At 71.5% G+C, this 16,301-nt stretch carries 15 protein-coding genes; 6 read left to right on the top strand and 9 right to left on the bottom strand.

What is annotated here, in order from left to right:
• Nucleotides 1–16: 16 nt before the first annotated feature.
• The gene (locus tag BV453_RS07705) at nt 17–604 is read right to left on the bottom strand and encodes an XRE family transcriptional regulator (protein WP_249521299.1); all 588 of its coding nucleotides are present in this window, start codon (nt 602–604) and stop codon (nt 17–19) included.
• A gap of 77 nt (nt 605–681) precedes the next feature.
• On the opposite strand from BV453_RS07705, the gene BV453_RS07710 reads away from it, so the two are divergent.
• From BV453_RS07710 to BV453_RS07720, 3 genes are read left to right on the top strand one after another with little or no spacing between them, the layout of a single operon-like run.
• Nucleotides 682–1,596 (top strand): NAD(P)/FAD-dependent oxidoreductase, encoded by a 915-nt coding sequence (locus tag BV453_RS07710; protein ID WP_249521300.1) that lies wholly within the window; start codon nt 682–684, stop codon nt 1,594–1,596.
• 25 nt (nt 1,597–1,621) lie between these two features.
• On the top strand, nt 1,622–1,888 hold the full coding sequence (locus tag BV453_RS07715; RefSeq protein ID WP_060922902.1) for a hypothetical protein: 267 nt from the start codon (nt 1,622–1,624) through the stop codon (nt 1,886–1,888).
• 32 nt (nt 1,889–1,920) lie between these two features.
• Entirely contained in the window at nt 1,921–3,396 is a 1,476-nt protein-coding gene (locus BV453_RS07720) for an APC family permease (RefSeq protein WP_126894533.1), read from the top strand.
• Nucleotides 3,397–3,452: 56 nt separating this feature from the next.
• On the opposite strand, the gene BV453_RS07725 is transcribed toward BV453_RS07720, so the two are convergent.
• The 8 genes from BV453_RS07725 to BV453_RS07760 all read right to left on the bottom strand — a co-directional run bounded on the left by BV453_RS07725 (nt 3,453) and on the right by BV453_RS07760 (nt 12,901).
• Nucleotides 3,453–5,606, bottom strand: coding sequence for a peptidase C14 (locus tag BV453_RS07725; protein ID WP_249521301.1), 2,154 nt, complete (start codon nt 5,604–5,606; stop codon nt 3,453–3,455).
• A 104-nt stretch (nt 5,607–5,710) separates the two neighbouring features.
• Nucleotides 5,711–6,637, bottom strand: coding sequence for a GNAT family N-acetyltransferase (locus BV453_RS07730; RefSeq protein WP_249521302.1), 927 nt, complete (start codon nt 6,635–6,637; stop codon nt 5,711–5,713).
• Nucleotides 6,634–7,647 (bottom strand): hydroxyacid dehydrogenase, encoded by a 1,014-nt coding sequence (locus tag BV453_RS07735; RefSeq protein ID WP_085604400.1) that lies wholly within the window; start codon nt 7,645–7,647, stop codon nt 6,634–6,636. The genes BV453_RS07730 and BV453_RS07735 overlap by 4 nt, the downstream gene beginning before the upstream one ends.
• The gene (locus tag BV453_RS07740) at nt 7,644–8,729 is read right to left on the bottom strand and encodes a dihydrodipicolinate synthase family protein (RefSeq protein ID WP_051582230.1); all 1,086 of its coding nucleotides are present in this window, start codon (nt 8,727–8,729) and stop codon (nt 7,644–7,646) included. The genes BV453_RS07735 and BV453_RS07740 overlap by 4 nt, the downstream gene beginning before the upstream one ends.
• The gene (locus BV453_RS07745) at nt 8,729–9,763 is read right to left on the bottom strand and encodes an NAD(P)-dependent oxidoreductase (protein WP_085604397.1); all 1,035 of its coding nucleotides are present in this window, start codon (nt 9,761–9,763) and stop codon (nt 8,729–8,731) included. The genes BV453_RS07740 and BV453_RS07745 overlap by 1 nt, the downstream gene beginning before the upstream one ends.
• A 21-nt stretch (nt 9,764–9,784) precedes the next feature.
• Entirely contained in the window at nt 9,785–10,690 is a 906-nt protein-coding gene (locus BV453_RS07750; protein ID WP_249521303.1) for a carbohydrate ABC transporter permease, read from the bottom strand.
• On the bottom strand, nt 10,687–11,592 hold the full coding sequence (locus BV453_RS07755; protein ID WP_062633348.1) for a carbohydrate ABC transporter permease: 906 nt from the start codon (nt 11,590–11,592) through the stop codon (nt 10,687–10,689). The genes BV453_RS07750 and BV453_RS07755 overlap by 4 nt, the downstream gene beginning before the upstream one ends.
• A 67-nt stretch (nt 11,593–11,659) precedes the next feature.
• Nucleotides 11,660–12,901 (bottom strand): ABC transporter substrate-binding protein, encoded by a 1,242-nt coding sequence (locus BV453_RS07760; RefSeq protein WP_102208546.1) that lies wholly within the window; start codon nt 12,899–12,901, stop codon nt 11,660–11,662.
• A gap of 186 nt (nt 12,902–13,087) precedes the next feature.
• On the opposite strand from BV453_RS07760, the gene BV453_RS07765 reads away from it, so the two are divergent.
• The 3 genes from BV453_RS07765 to BV453_RS07775 are packed head-to-tail and all read left to right on the top strand — an operon-like array spanning nt 13,088 to nt 16,292.
• Complete coding sequence (locus BV453_RS07765; protein WP_249521304.1) at nt 13,088–14,257, top strand: ROK family protein; 1,170 nt, start codon at nt 13,088–13,090, stop codon at nt 14,255–14,257.
• Entirely contained in the window at nt 14,254–15,273 is a 1,020-nt protein-coding gene (locus BV453_RS07770; protein WP_249521305.1) for a Gfo/Idh/MocA family protein, read from the top strand. The genes BV453_RS07765 and BV453_RS07770 overlap by 4 nt, the downstream gene beginning before the upstream one ends.
• Complete coding sequence (locus BV453_RS07775) at nt 15,270–16,292, top strand: Gfo/Idh/MocA family protein (protein ID WP_249521306.1); 1,023 nt, start codon at nt 15,270–15,272, stop codon at nt 16,290–16,292. Before BV453_RS07770 ends, BV453_RS07775 begins: the two co-directional genes overlap by 4 nt.
• Nucleotides 16,293–16,301: the final 9 nt, after the last annotated feature.

Raw genomic sequence — 16,301 nt, forward strand, 5'->3', positions numbered from 1 at the left:
GCCGGGGCCTCCGCCGTCATCCCTCGGGCTGCGCGCCCGACTCGCCCGCGTGGACGCGTTCGCCCTGTCGGCCGAACAGGCTGAGCACCTCGGCGGGCTCCCCGTCCGCGCTCCCGAACCAGTGCGTCACGTGCGTGTCGAACTCGGCGACCTCACCGGCTGCCATGCGCAGATCGCGCGTGCCGAGGATCAACCGCATGGTGCCGCTGAGCACGTAGAGCCATTCGCGCCCCTCGTGCGCCCGGGGACGCGGATTCACCTGACTCCCCGGGATGAGGATCTTCCAGGCCTGGACCGGACCGGCGTGCGGGGTCAGCGGCACGACGATCCGGCCGTGCACGCGGCGCGGCTTCAATCGCACGCGCGGATCGCCGACGTCGGGCGCCCCGACGAGGTCGTCCAACGGCACCCGGTGGGCGCGGGCGAGCGGGAGGAGAAGCTCGAGGCTCGGTCGGCGTTGCCCGGTCTCCAACCGCGAGAGCGTGCTCGTGGAGATCCCCGTGGCGTCGGCCAGGTCGGTCAGCGTCATCCCCCGCTGCTTCCGGAGCCACCGCAACCGCGGGCCCACGCCGTCGAGCGTCGCGTCGATCTCGTCCCCCTGCACGTCCTCAGTCTGGCCGCATTTCCCAGGAGCAGCAAAGAAGTTTGCCGCCCCGGCACCTCCGGGGCGACTCTCGTGGCATGAAGAGATTCGATGTGCTCATCGTCGGCGGCGGTGCCGCCGGCCTCAGCGCCGCCCTGGTCCTGCTCCGCGCTCGACGCACGGTCGCGATCGTCGATGCGGGGGAGCCCCGCAACGCCCCCGCGGCGCACCTGCACGGCTTCCTCTCCCGGGACGGCGCCGCGCCCGCTGCGCTGCTCGCGAGCGGTCGCGACGAGGTCGCGGGCTACGGAGGCACGATCATCGACGGACGCGTCGCCGAGCTGTCCCCGGGCTTCACGGCCACCCTCGACGACGGGCGACGGCTGGAGGCCCGGCGGGTGCTGGTCACCACGGGCCTGCGCGACGAGATCCCCGACATCCCGCATCTGCGCGAGCGCTGGGGGCGTGATGTGCTGCACTGCCCGTACTGCCACGGCTACGAGGTGCGGGATCGCGCTCTCGGGGTGATCGGCGGCACGGCTGCGTCGGTCGCCCACGCGCTCCTCATCGCCCAGTGGTCCGCCGACGTCGTCTATTTCCCCCACACCCGGACGCTCACGGACGACGAGCGGGAACGTCTCGACGCGCGCGGCGTCCGGGTGCATCCGGGCGAGGTCTCCCGCCTCATCGTCGAAGCCGACCGCCTCCAGAGCGTGGAGCTGAGCGACGGCACCCGTGTCGAGCGCGCCGCGGTGTTCGTCCGCCCCGAGATGCGCGCTCACGACGCCCTCCTCCACACTCTCGGCTGCGAGACCGACGAGAACGGGTGGGTCCGGCACGATGCCGGCGGGCGCACGAGCGTGCCAGGGGTCTCCGTCGCCGGGAACGTCGCCGATCCGCGTGCGCAGCTCATCACCGCGGCCGGACAGGGCTCCGCCGCCGCGATCGCCCTCAACGCCGCCCTCACCGACGACGACCTCGCCGCCCAGCTCGCGACCCACCGCGGCGCCTGACCCCCGAGAGAGAAGGAACACAGCAATGTCCGCAGCACCCGCACCGACGGCGACCCCCGTCCCCCCGCCCACGCAGCACCAGCTCGCGCTGATGATCTGGATCGCCGTCTTCCCGACCCTCACGGTCTTGAACCTCGTCCTCGCCGCCCCGCTTTCCGGACTCCCGATCGTCGTGCGCACGCTGGTGCTCGTCACCATCGCCGTCCCCCTCGTGATCTACCTGGAGATGCCGCTGCTGCACCGCGTCCGCCGCCGGATCCACGGTCTTGTGACGGCGCGCCGGCGAAGGTAACGTTCTCCCGTTCCTGACGAGAGAAGGCGACGATGCCCCGGACAGATCGACCCCGTTCCACGACGTCCGTGTGGCGCCGCAAGCCCGTCAGCGACATGACGGAGGAGTCGGGCGGGAGCGGTCTGTTCCGGACGCTCGGGCTCTGGCAGCTCACCGCGATCGGCGTGGGCGGCATCGTCGGCGTCGGGATCTTCTCGCTCGCCGGACTCGTCGCCCACGGCGATGCGACGACTCCCGCCGTGGGCCCCGCCGTCGTCCTCTCCTTCCTCATCGCCGGGCTCGCGTCGGCAGCGGCCGCGCTGTCGTACGCGGAGTTCGCCGGCATGATCCCGCGGGCCGGTTCCGCCTACAGCTACGGCTACGTCGCGCTCGGCGAACTCGTCGGCTGGTTCATCGGCTGGGACCTGCTCCTGGAGTACGTCGCCATCGTGGCCGTCGTCGCGATCGGCATCTCCGGCTATCTCGACGCATTCCTCTCCGGATTCGGGCTGGAGCTGCCGACCGCGATCACGGAGACCGCCGACCAGCCAGGGGGTGTGGTCAACATCCCGGCCATCCTCATCTGCCTGTTCGTGACGTTCCTGCTGAGCCGCGGCACCCGCACGTTCGGCCGCTTCGAACTCGTCGCCGTGGCCATCAAGATCCTCCTCGTGGTGTTCATCGTCGTCCTCGGCGTCTTCTTCATCGACCCCGCCAACTACGATCCCTTCCTGCCGAACGGCTTCGGCCCCGTCTTCACCGGTGCCGCGACGGTGTTCTTCGCGGTGTTCGGCTACGACGCGATGAGCACGGCCGCCGAGGAGGCGAAGGACGGGCGTCGGCACATGCCGAAGGCGATCATCCTGTCCCTCGTGATCGCCATGGTGCTCTACGTCGCCGCGACGCTCGTGCTCACGGGCATGCAGAACTACCAGGACATCGATCCGAAGGCGGGCTTCGCCTCGGCGTTCACGGGCGTGGGGCTCCCGGTCGTCGCCTCCGTCATCTCGGTGTTCGCCGTCGTGTCGATCCTCACCGTCATGCTCACGTTCCTGCTCGGCGCCACCCGGGTGTGGTTCAGCATGAGCCGCGACGGACTGCTCCCCGGCTGGTTCGCGCGGGTCGACCGCCGCGGCGTCCCGCAGCGGGTCACCTGGATCGCCGGGCTGGGCGCGGCGTTCTTCGCGGGTGTGTTCCCCATCCGCGCCGTCGCCGACCTCACGAACATCGGCATCCTCGCCGCCTTCGTCGTCGTCTGCATCGCCGTGATCGTGTTCCGCTACACCAAGCCGGATGCACCCCGGACATTCCGGCTGCCGTTCATGCCCGTGGTCCCGATCGTCGGCGTGGGCTTCTCGCTCTTCCTCATCTCGCAGCTCCACCCCGAGACGTGGCTCCGGTTCGGGGTCTGGCTCGTGATCGGACTCGTCGTGTACTTCGCCTACAGCCGTCGGCACTCGCTCCTGAACCCGGACAGCCCCCGGCACCGCCCGGGCACGACTTCGGAGACCCCCGGCGACACGCCGTAGACGGGGCCGAGGAGGCGGCGGGTCGCGCCGCAGCTCCGAAGTCGTGCCCGGCGGGATCAGCCGACGACGAGGTTGGCGGTGTCGACGACGCGGTCGCCCTCGGCGGGGAACGCCGTGCGGGTGACGCCGGCCTCCACGTTGCCGGTGTGCAGCAGCGTCGACCCGGCCCCGAACGCGTCGTCGCGGAGCTCCAGGGCGCCGCCCTCGAACCGGTTGCCGACCGCGCGGTAGTGGGTCGCTCCGCTCGTCACGGCGACGTGCGTGGTCGCCCCCTCGGCGCGGAACGTGCTGTCGGAGAGGGTCAGGTGCAGCTCGCCCGCACCCGACCGCGACACCGTCGTCCCGCCCTTCGCCGACACCTCGGATCCCGCGATCTCGACGACCTGACGGTCCTTTCCGGCGGCCGCGATGCGGGCGTTGCGGAGCGTGGAGCCTTCGACGCGCAGCTTCGCCGTCGCCGAGGAGATGGGGGCGGCATCGTCGGCGCCGGAGAGGGTCGAGCCGCGGAAGGTGACCGCACCCGGGCCGTTGATCTTCATGCCACCGACCCGGTCCAGCACCGTGTCGACGAAGGTCACCGGCGTCGTCACCGTCGCGTTGGTGAGCTCGCCGGGAGCGACGAACGTGAAGTGCGAGTCGGCGATCACGGTCGGCCGGGCGGAGTTGTCGGAGGCCTGGGTGATGATGAGCGTGTCCGACGCGGTGCAGCCGCGCAGCTGCGCGCCGTCCGCGTTGATCCACAGCATCCCGGAGCCCGTGAGCGAGGGCTTGCCGATCACCTGCACGTCCTCCAGCGTCAGGTCGGTGATACGCACGCGCGCGACGAACCACGAGCACACGTGCTTGCGGACGGTGATGCGCTTGGCCGCCGAGCCCCACGCCGCCCCGGAGTTCGCGAAGGTCATGAGACCGGAGTTGCCCGTGTAGGTGAGGTCGTGCTCGTACTGGCCGTGCGTGACGAAGGGACCCTGGTCGTCGCCGTCGCCGTGGCAGTTCTCCACGAGGCAGTAGGCGCTCGCGGTGAAGTCGTTGAGGTGCCGGGCGTTGGCGGTGTGGCAGTTGGCGACGTACCCGTACAGGCAGTAGATCTGCTGCGTCAGGTAGCCGGCTCCACCCCACGTGACGGAGGTCGGGTTCTTCAGCGTGCAGCTCTCCGTGGTGAAGTACGTGTTCCATCGGCGCTGGATCAGCGGCCAGAAGGTCGCCGTGCCGTCGATGTGGTCCACGTCGCAGCGCACCGCGTACTCGAAGGCCAGCGGGTGCGATCCCGTGTACTCGTCCGTCCCCTTGCCGAGGAACTTCAGGTTCGACACCGTCACGTCCTGCACCGGCTTCACGTGCCGCCAGGTCATCGTGCGGTCCTTGCCGAGCGGCCAGCCGTTCTTGTAGTTCACGCGGATGTGCCGACCGTCGACGATCTGGGTCACCTGGACCAGCCGCTGCAGCTCGCGCTCCCAGCGACCAGACAGCGCGTTGACCTCGGCGGCGTACCACTCCCCGACCGCGAAGAACGACGAGTCGGCGACGGGGAAGATGTCGGCGAGGTCGGGCACGTCCTCGCCGAGCTTCGCCTCCTGCACCGCGTCGGTCACCTCGCCGCGGAAGAACATGACGGCCGCGAAGGGGTCGTCCTTCCCGGCGTTCTCGATGCCCTCGGTCGTCATGAGGTGATTCCCGAAGTCGAAAGCGATGTTCGACCGGGAGAACTTATGGCGGCGGACGAAGTTGAGGTCGGTGTGCGCCTCCACGCGCCGCACCCGGGCGTCGCCCACCATCGCGTCGAGCGCGTCGTCCGCGGGCGCGGAGGCGTCCATGATGCCGAACTTCCGGAAATCGACCGTGCCGTCGTGCACGAGCACCCAGGCGCCGCCCTTCGGCCCCGCGAGCACCGTGCCGCCGTTGGCCGCGGGGGCGTCCTTCTTCACGAAGCGGTAGAGCCCGTCACCGCCGTCGCCGGGGGCCGCGTAGCCGCTCGTGCGCACGAGGTCGCCGTCCTTGCCCTTGCGCGTCGCGAGGGCGGTGGCGACGCCTCCGTGCGCGACGTTCTTCGAGCCCGACGACTCCTGCGGCACGACGGGTCCGGCGGCCTGGGCGGCGGCGGGGGCGCCGATCGCGGCGACCCCGCCCAGGGCGGCGGCGCCGAAACCGGCGAGCAGCATCCGTCGACTGCGCATCGCCGCGGTCTCGGTGGTGGTGTCCAGCTGGGTCATGCTCATCCTCCTTGCGGCGTCCTCGCCGCGGTCAGGCGTCCGGCCCTCGGCCGGATCGCGGTCACCGATCAGTCCCCGATCCCCAGCGCTCTCCGAGCGGATGCTCAGAAGTAGTCGCCCGCCGTGAAGTGGCGGATGCCGTCCACCCGGGCCTCGCGGCGCAGCGGGCGGATCATCCCGGTGCGGTCGTCCTGCCGCACGGCCGCCGGAGCGAACGCGCGGACGGCGCGCTCCTCCGCGGCGAGCGCGGGGACGGCCAGCTCGCAGGTGCGGACGCCCGCTGCGGCCCAGTCCGCGGCCACGGCCTCCAGCACCGCGTGACGCACCCCGGCCGGATCGGCCGCAGTGGGATCGGTCGCGCTCTCGTGCAGCAGCCCGACGCCGTCGCGCACCTCCGCCACCGCGTAGCCGACCGTCGCGTCCGCCTCGTCGAGCCGGTACAGCGTCGCGCCCCGCAGTCGCACCTCCGCCATCGTCCAGTCGCGGTCGCCGCGCACCGGGGCGAGCACGACCACACCGGTGCGGGAGCGCTCGTAGACCTCGCGCAGCGGGCCGAGGACGCCGAGTCCCACGGACTCGCGCACGACCGAGGCGGGCTCCGCGGCCGTCGCCGACGCCGCCCACGGTCCGGCCATCGTGCGGGGCATCGAGAAGGTCGTGAAGCCGCTCGACCGGTACACCTCGGGGGTTCCGGTGAACAGCAGGGCCCAGTCGGCGTCACCCGCCGCGTCCAGGGTGGCGGCCACGAGCCGGCGGGCCAGTCCCCGGCCCCGAGTCCGCTCGGCGACCGCGACGCTGCCGATCGCGTGCACCCGCGCCACCGCGCCGTCCGACTCCCGCAGGCTCTTCGGCAGTCCGTAGATCGACCCGCACACGCCCTCGTCGTCTTCCGCGACGAGCGTGTGGCTCAGCCTCTCGTCGTCCACGAGCCACTGGTCCGGCGCGAGGGGCGGCGTGAAGGCGGCCGCCCACAGTGCCGCGAGAGCGGGCTGGTCCTCCGCCCGCGCCGACCGCACGACCACGGCGCTCATGCCATCGAGGAGAGCTGGGCGCGGTCGACGGCGTGTGCGAGCGGACGCCCCGCGGCGAAGGCGTCGAGCTCGTCGGCGACGATCCGCCCCTGCCGCAGCCGGCCCTCCCTGGTCCCGGCCGCGCGGTGCGGAGTGAGCAACACGCGCGGTGCCGAACGGAAGGGACTCTCCGCGGACAGCGGCTCCTCGTCGAACACGTCGATCGCCGCACTCAACCGGCCACGACGCAGTTCGGCGAGCAGGGCGGCCTCGTCGACCAGCCAGGACCGCGCCGTGTTGACCAGGCCGGCCCCGTCCGGCATCAGCGCGAGCTCGCGCGCGCCGATCAGGTGATGCGTCTCCGGCAGGGTCGGGGCGTGCACCGCGACGATCTGCGCACGGCGGAGCGCCTCGTCGAGCGTCACGAGCTCCGCCCCGAGGGACGACGCCTCGGCCGCGTCGAGCGTGGGATCGACGAGCAGCGGCTCGGCGCCCAGGGCACGGAGCAGGTCGAGGTACGCCCGCCCGGTCCGGGAGGCGCCGATGACCGCGATGGGGGCGCCGAGGATCTCGTGCTGCACCCCGACGGCCTCCGCGTCCCACCATCCGTCGCCGGCGCGCAGCGCGTCGTGCATCTCCGGCACCCGGTGCAGCAGGGCGAGCGTGAAGGTCAGCGAGACCTCAGCCACCGACCGGGCCATCCCCGCCCCGGCCTGCGTCACCCGCACGCCGCGGTCGAAGAGCGCGTCGGTCGCGAACGGCTTGATCGTGGCCCCGGTGTGCGCGATGAGCTCGAGCTTCGGAAGGGTGGCGAGCACGGCGTGATCGAAAGGACCCACGCCCCAGCTCGTCACCACGACGCGCGCCTCGTCGAGCACCGCATCCGCGAGTCGGTCCACCCGCACGAACGTCCCGCCGAGCCGCGCCGCGACGGCCTCCAGGCGCGCCGCATCGTCGGGCGAGAAGAACTCGGCGAACAGCTCCGCGGAGACGACCGCGACGACGGTCGGAGCGCTCGTCCCGGCGGTCATCGCAGCCAGGCCTCGAGGTTCTCGGCGATGAACGCGTCGTCGTTGAGCTCCGGATACGCCTGCCGGACGCGGGCGATCTCCTCCGCCTGTCCCGGGGAGAGGCCCTCGGCCGGGTCGAGGCACCAGGTGCCCTCGAGAAGCCCCTGCTGGCGGAGCATCTCGTGCACCCCGGCGATGACCCCGTGGAAGTCGTTGCCCGGGTCGAACACGGCCTGGTTCACGTCCACCATGTCCGAGGCACGGCGTCCCACCTCACGGTAGGCCTCCGCGTCTCCCGCCAGGGCGCGATGCACCCGCTCCAGCAGCGCGACCGCCGCGTGCGTGCCGACCGCCCACTGGCCGAGCAGCCCGCCGACGAACCGGAGGGTGCGCCGCCCGGACGGGGAGTCCACGTGGAACTCGGAGAGCAGGTCGGCGACGATCGCGTCGTCGTTGCCCGTGTACAGCGCGATCTCGTCGGCGCGGCCCGAGGCGGCCACGCCCCGTACGAGCTCCAGCGTGCGATAGCGGTCGAAGGGAGCGGCCTTCACCGCGACGACGGAGGGGATCGCGGCGAACTCCCGCCAGAACTCGCGGTCGAGCACGGGTCCGCCGATCGCGGTCTGCAGGTAGAAGCCGACCAGCGGCAGCACCTCGCCGACGGCGCGGGCGCGGTCGAGCAGGGCACGCTCGTCCGCACCCGCGACGCGGGGACTCACCAGCACGGCGTCGTAGCCGAGGGAGCGGGCGAGCTCCGCCTCGGCGACCGCCTGAGCCGTGTCGCCCGCCACGCCGGCGATACGGACGAGGGTCGCATCGTCGCGGGCGTCCATCTCCTCCGCGGCCAGTGCGAGCACCGGCTCGAAGAGCGCATGCTCCGGGTCGCGGATCTCGAACTGCGTCGTGTGCACGCCGACGGCGAGGCCGCCGGCCCCGGCGTCGAGGTAGTAGCGGGAGAGCGCCCGCTGCCGCCGCTCGTCGAGCGTGCGCGCGGCGGTGAGGGCGAGCGGATGGGCCGGGATCACGGCACCGCGGGCGAGGGTCGCGGCGGCCTCAGGGCGCAGCGACGGCACGGTCGCCGTCCGCGCAGCGGCGTCGGTCATCAGAACTTCCCGTCCCGGACGGCCCACTTGGTGGGCTTGGCGATCATGGGCAGCCCGTCGCGGATCCAGCCGGCCTGCATGCGGATGAGCTCCTCGGCGGAGACGGACGGGTAGCCGAACAGGGCCATGCAGCGGCGGGCGTCGCTGAGCAGCGCGGTCGGCTGCGGCTCGTCGACGATCTCGACCTCCCGCTCGAACAGCTCGCCGAAACGATGGGCGATCGAGGAGACGCTGAGCAGCTCCGGACCGGTGAGGTTGATCACGAAGGGGTCGGTGGAGGCATGCACCAGGCTGCGCAGCACGACCTCGTTCGCGTAGCCCTGCCAGATCACGTTGACGTTCGCGGTGGCGACCGAGACCGGCTCGCCCGCGTGCACGGCGCTGCCGATGTCGGCGAGCACCCCGTAGCGGAGGTCGACGGCGTAGTTCAGGCGGATGATCGCGACCTTGGTGCCGCGCTCCTGCGCCCCGAACTCGAACACGCGCTCCCGACCGAGGCAGGACTGCGCGTACTCGCCGATCGGCGCGGGCGTGGTCTCCTCGGCGGCACCGCCCGAGGTGGCAGGGACGAACGGATACACGTTCCCGGTGGAGAGCACCGAGATCGCGCTGTCGCGGTAGCGGCGGGCGATGCGGTCGGGAAGAGCCGCGTTGACCTCCCACGCCCAGGAGGCGTTGGTCGCGGCACCGAACTTCGCGCCCACCATGAACACCACGTTCGGGGCATCGGGGAGACCGGCGAGATCGTCGTTCTCGATGAGGTCGAACGGCACGACGCGGACCCCCGCGGCCTCCAGGCGCTCGCGGATGGCGGCGTCGCCGAAGCGGGAGACCGCGTACACGGCGTCGTCCGTGCGGCCGGCGGCGTCCAGGCCGCGCCGGGCGAGCATCGCCAGGGTCGGTCCCATCTTGCCGCCGGCGCCGAGGATCACGAGGTCTCCGGAACCCTGGGAGAGGTCGGCCACGAGCCCGTCGCTCGGGGTGGCCAGCGCCTCCTCGAGCTCGGCCTCGGAGGCGAATGCGTACTGCGTCATTGTCGTGCGGTTCCCTTCTTCTCAGCCCTTGATCCCGGTGCCGGTGACGCCCTCCTGCACGTACCGCTGAGCGATGAGGTACGCGAGGAAGATCGGCAGCAGCGCCACGACGGAGCCGGCGAGCATAGTGCTGAGCGGCACATCCTGCTGCTGCAGCGACGAGATGCCCACGGTGAGGGTGAACATCGAGTTGGACTTGGCGATGATGAGCGGCCAGAGGAAGTCGTTCCAGTGCCAGAGGAAGACGAAGATCCCGAGCGTCGCGAGGATCGGCTTGCACAGCGGCAGCACGATCCGCAGGAAGATGCGGAACTCGCCGGCCCCGTCGATGCGGGCGGCCTCGAAGAGCTCGTCGGGAAGGCCCTGGATGAACTGGCGCATGAGGAAGACGGCCTGCGCGTTCGCGAGCGTCGGCAGGATGAGACCCCAGTAGGTGTCGATGCCGCCGAGGTTCGCCATGAGGATGAACGTCGGGATCAGCGTCACGTGGAACGGCACCATGACCATCGCCAGGAACGACCAGAACATGACCTCCTTGCCGCGGAAGCGCTTCTTGGCGAAGGCGTATCCGGCGAGCGCGGAGAGGAACAGCACCGCCACGACCGACACGAGCGAGTAGACGAGCGTGTTGAACAGCCAGACGAGGATGTTCTGCCCGGCGAGCACCTGCTCGTACGCCTCGAACGAGATGTCGTTCCAGGGGAGCAGCGAGCCGGGGAGCTCGACGAGCATGCCCGGCTTCAGGCTCAGCACGACCATGGCGTAGAAGGGGAAGAAGCTGAGGATGCCGGCGATGCTCAGCCAGACCCAGCGGACGGCGACACCCCAGCCGGTCGGCTCGAGCGCGCGGAACGAGCGGCGCTTCCGCGCGGCGGGACGGGTCGCGGGCGGCGTCGTCTGCGTCGGCGGCTGCAGGAGGGCGGTCATTTCTGCTTTCCGATCACGAGGCGCTGGATGAGGGCGACCACGAGGGTCATGAGGAAAAGGGCCACGCCGACCGCGGCCGCGTAGCCGTAGTCGAAGTAGCGGAAGCCCTGGTCGTAGAGCATGTAGACGAGGGAGTAGCTGGCATTCGCCGGCCCGCCCTGGGTCATCACGTAGATGACGTCGAAGACCTGGAAGGCGGCCGTCGTCTCGATCACCGCGAGGAAGAAGAAGGTCGGGCGCAGGTGCGGGAGGATGATCCACCGGAAGCGCTGCCAGGCGTTCGCGCCGTCGACCAGCGCCGCCTCCTCCAGCTCGCGCGGCACGTCCTGCAGGGCGGCGATGAGGATCATCATCCCGTAGCCGAACCGGGACCAGACGCCCACGACGACGATCGCCGGGATCACGAGCACGGTGCTGCCGAGCCAGGAGCCGCCGAGGCCGAGTGGGGTCATCAGCGCGGACCAGGGACCGTTGGCGGAGAAGATCCAGACGAAGATCGAGCCGGCCAGCACGAGCGAGGTGATGACGGGGAGGAAGAAGATCGAGCGGAAGAACCGGGCGCCGCGGAAGGCGCGGCGCACGCCGAGGGCCATGATCGTCGACAGCACGAGCGCGATCGGCACCGCGAAGACCGTGTAGATGAGGGTGGTCCCCAGCGCCCGCCAGAACAGCGGGTCGGCGACGAGGCGCTGGAAGTGGTCGAGGCCGCGCCAGGCGATCTCGCCGGAGATGTCGTAGTCGAAGAAGCTCAGCGCCACACCCGCGATGCTCGGGCCGAAGCGGAAGGCGATGAACAGCAGGAAGGCGGGGAGCACGAACAGGAACGCGACGCGCGCTTCCCGTCGGGCGAGCACCCGGGCGACCCGTCCTGCGGGCTTCGGCGCCGTGGTGGCCGTCGTCATTGTCGATTCCTCACGTGGGGGGCGGGAGAGAGGGGGCGTGCGGCGGGTACCCGCACGCCCCCGGGTGTCACTTCTGCAGCAGCGGGGCTGCGGCGGCCGCGGCGTCCTTCAGGGCGTCGGCCGGGGACTTCTGGCCGAGCAGGGCGGCCTGGATCTCCGGCGAGAGCACGCCCATGAGCGCACGGGAGCTGGCGTCGAGCTCGCCCACCGTGGTGTCGGGGACGTACTTCTCGACCTCACCGAGGAGCGGGTCGTCGGCGTACAGCGGCTCGGTGGTGCTGAGCGCGGAGAAGTAGCCGGCGGCCTTGAGATACGGCTCGACGACGTCGGCGCCGGTCGCGAACTCGGCGAACGCGGCTGCGGCCTCGGGGGCCTTCGAGCCCTTGAGCACGGACAGCGAGCCGACGGTGCCGTAGGCCACGGACTCCTTGTCGGTCAGCGGCGCGAGGACCTTGACGTTCTCCTCGCCCCAGAACGGCGCGACCTCGGTCACGGCGTTGTTCCAGGTGCAGGCGACCTTGCCCTGAGCGATGGCGGTCTGCTCCAGCGGGACGTTGGTGGTGAGGGCCTCCGGGTCGAGCGCGCCCTCCTCGGCCAGGTCGGTCAGGAAGGTGAGCGCCTCTTCGCCGGCCTTGCTGTCGAAGCCGACCTCGCCGTCCTCGGTGTAGACCTCGCCGCCGGCCTGCCAGAGCAGCGGGTAGTAGGTGAGGTTGAGGGTGTTCTCGGCCGACGCCGGGTAGTTGAGGGCATACATGCCCTTGTCGATGAACGCCGGAGCCATCTCGGCGATGTCGTCCCACGTCTCCGGGTACTCGGTCACCCCGGCCGCCTCGAACGCGGCCGCGTTGCAGATGAGCGGCTGCGCGCTGGTGAGGATCGGGGCGCCGAGGATGTCGCCGCCGAGCGTGACCGACTCCTTGACGTTGGGGAGCAGGTCGCCCTGGCGCTCCTCGCTGAGCAGGTCGTTCAGCGGGGCGATCGACTTCTGGTACGCCGCGAGCTGGTCGGGGATGAGGTAGACGACGTCCGGTCCCTTGCCGGCGGCGATCGCCGTCTGCAGGGCCTCGTCACGGTTCGCCCACGGGAAGATCTCGTACTTCACGTTGACGTTCTCGTTCTCCTTCTCGAACGCCTCGATGGTCGAGTCCCAGAAGTCCTTGTGCACCGCCTCGTCGGCGATGACGGGGTAGAGCCAGACCGTGATGTCCTGCTCGCCCTCTGCGGTGTTGCCTCCGCCGGCCGAACATCCGGCCAACAGGGTGGCGGCCGCGACTCCCGCGACGACGCCGGTGATCTTGCTGACGCGCATGGTGCTCCTTTGCGTAAACCGTGCTGAGTACGGTTCATTATGACATTGGCTTTGGATAATTCGTCAAGCACAAGTTCTCAGAGCCTTGTTTCGGCCGTGTTTCTCGGCCGTGAACAACAATCCCCGATCTGAGAATCGGGTGTGCTAATTTGATCGCACCAACGGCGGAGACGAAGGAGGGACCCGATGGGCGCGACCAGTCCGCTCTCGATCGTGGCGCGGTCCGCACTCCGGCTGCGCGACGCCGGACCGGCGACGGTCAGCGACCTCTCCCGGTCACTCGAGGTCTCCCGCACCTCCGTCGAGAACGCCGTGGCGGTGCTCTCCGACTCCGGCCTCCTCGTCGACGCCCCGGCGCAGGTCGGCGGAGGCGCCGGTCGGCCCGCCCGCCGCTACTCGTTCCACGCCGCCGCCGGTGTGGTGGTGGGCGTGGACGTCGGCGTCGCGAGCGTGCGCGTCGTCGTCGCGGATCTCGCGGGCGTGGTCATCGCCCAGCGCACCTTCCCCGGCGTCGCGGAGCAGCCCGACGGCCCGGCCAAGCTCGCCGCCGTGATCGACGACGTGCGACGCACGCTCGCCCGGCTCTCGCTGCCGCGCACCGGCCTGCGGGCGATCGGCGTCTCCCTGCCCGGCATCGTCGACGACGACGGACGGGTCACCACCTCGGTCGTCATCCCGGAGTGGTCCGGCATCGACATCGGCTCGCAGCTGCGCCAGGCGTTCGGCTGCCCCGTGGCGGTCGACAACGGTGTGCGGCTCGCGGCCGTCGCGGAACATCACCTCGGCGTCGCGCAGCTCGTCGACGACGTCATCTACCTGTCGGTCGGCAACCGCATCGCCATGGGCCTCATCCTCGGCGGTCGTCCGCGGCGCGGCATCCACAACGCGGCGGGAGACATCGGCCGCCTCGCCTTCCGGGGCCTGAACACCGAGACCGGGCAGATCTCGTGGCGCACCGCCCCGACGGCCGCCGAGGTGTTCGCCCTGGCGCGCAGCGGGGAGCAGGCCGCCCGGGAGGAGCTCGACGGCTTCATCGACGAGCTCGCCCACGGGATCGCGACGCTGATCATGACGGTCGACCCCGCCATGGTCGTGATCGGCGGCGGGCTCTCGGCCGCGCACGAGCAGCTGCTCGACCCCCTGCGCGCCGCCCTGCCCGGCCATCTCGGTCTGCCGTTCCAGGTGCCCGTCGCGGAGGCGCGGCTGGGAGCGGAAGCCGCCGCCCACGGCGCCGTCGTGCATGCGTTCCAGCGGCATCCGGGCGACATCTACGGCATCGAGGACATGCCCGCCCCACCGATCACCCCCCTGCCGCACGACCCCGCGGCCGGCGACGACCCCGAGGAGAAGCAGTGAGCACGTTGAAGGTCGGACTCATCGGCGCGGGCGGGATCTCCCGCGTGCACGCCGACGCCTGGCGGGCGCTCGGCGTGCAGGGCTTCGTCACCTCGAAGGAGGGCGCGGAGGAGATCGCCGCCGAGTACGGCTTCGAGGTCGTGGCCGACGTCGACGCGCTCCTGGAGCAGGTCGACGTCGTCGACATCGTCACGCCGAGCAGCACCCACGCCGACTTCGCCCTTCGGGCCATCGCCCGCGGGGTCGACGTGATCTGCGAGAAGCCGCTCGCCGCGACCGCGGAGGCCGCCGCCGAGGTGACCGCCGCCGCAGCCGCCGCGGGAGTGCGGCTGTTCCCCGCCCACGTCGTGCGCTACATGGGGGAGTACGGCCGGATCAAGGCCGGGATCGACGCCGGGCAGATCGGCACCCCCGCCGTGCAGCGCTTCCGTCGCCTGGGCGCCGCGCCGCAGGCCCCCTGGTTCTTCTCGGAGCGGGCGGGCGGCGGCGTCATCCGCGACCTCATGATCCACGACATCGATCAGGCGCTGTGGTTCGCCGGCCCGGTCGACAGCGTCTACGCCGTGCAGAACCCGCCGACGGTCGACGACCACGTTCCGGCCCCGGTCGCGGCGCATGTCGTGCTCACCCACCGCAACGGGGTCATCAGCCACGTGCACGCGAGCTGGGTGCAGCCCGGCATGCCGTTCCGCACGAGCGTCGAGGTCGCCGGATCCGAGGGGCGCCTGCGCTACGACAGCGCCGAGGACCACACGCTGCGCACCGACGCCGTGCTCGTCGAGGGCGCGACCGACTACCTGCCGCCGATGTCGCCGGAGGAGAGCCCGTACTACGCGGAGATCGCCGACTTCGTGGCCGCCATCGCGGAAGGACGCGAGGCCGCCGTCACCCCGGAGGACGGCATCCAGGCGGTCGCGGTCGCCGAGGCCGCCTACGCCTCGATCGCCTCCGGAGCCCCGGTCGCCCTCCCCGCTTCGTCCCCCGCCGTCGCCGTCGCCGAGGAGGCCACCCGATGACCGCTCCCCGTCCGCTGCGGATCGCCGTGCTGTCCTTCGCGCACACGCACGCCCTCAGCTACGTGCACGCGCTGCAGCAGATGCCCGATGTCGAGCTGATCGCCGCCGATCCCGACGGCGCCTCCGCCCCGGACGACGCTCCGCGCGGTGCCGCCCTGGCCGCGGATCTCGGGGTCGCGTACGTCGAGACCTACGACGAGGCCTTCGCGTGGGGCCCGGACGCGGTCGTGGTGGCCGCCGAGAACTCCCGTCACCGTGCGCTCGTCGAGCAGGCCGCCGCGGCCGGCGTGCACGTGCTGTGCGAGAAGCCGCTGGCGACGACGGTCGAGGACGCGATCGCGATGCGCGACGCCTGCGACCGGGCGGGCGTGCTGCTCATGGTGGCGTACCCGGTGCGCTTCTCTCCCGCGGTGCGCGATGCCGTCGCCGAGCTGCGCAGCGGACGCCTCGGGAGGATCCTCGGCGTCACCGGCATCAACAACGGCAAGCTCCCGCAGGACCGGGCCTGGTTCACCGATCCCGCGCTCGCCGGCGGCGGTGCCCTGGTCGACCACGTCGTGCACTGCGCCGACCTCCTCGACGAGCTCCTGGGCGAGCGGGCGCAGACCGTCCGCGCGGTGTCGAACAGCATCCTGCACGGGGAGCGCGACCTCGCGGTCGAGACCGGCGGCCTCGTGACGATCCAGTACCCGAGCGGGGTGATCGCCACGATCGACTGCTCGTGGAGCTGGCCGCTGAGCTCGCCGACCTGGGGCGGCCTCACCCTCGAGGTCGTGGCCGAGCGCGGGACCGTGACCGTGAGCCCCTTCGCGAAGGGCGTGGCCGGACACGATGCCCACGGCGAGACCTGGACCCCGGTCGGGGCCGACCTCGACGCCCTGCTGCTCGAGGAGTTCGTGCAGGCCGTGCGCGCGGGCCGTCAGCCTCAGCCCGACGCCGGTGTCGGCATCCGGACCGTCGAGATCGTGAAGGCCGCGCAGGAGTCCGCGTCCCGCGCCGGCACCCCCATCCCCCTCTGACCCAGCCCC

Source organism: Microbacterium sp. ER1 (genome assembly GCF_023383675.1).
In the GTDB taxonomy this organism is placed as follows: Bacteria; Actinomycetota; Actinomycetes; order Actinomycetales; family Microbacteriaceae; genus Microbacterium.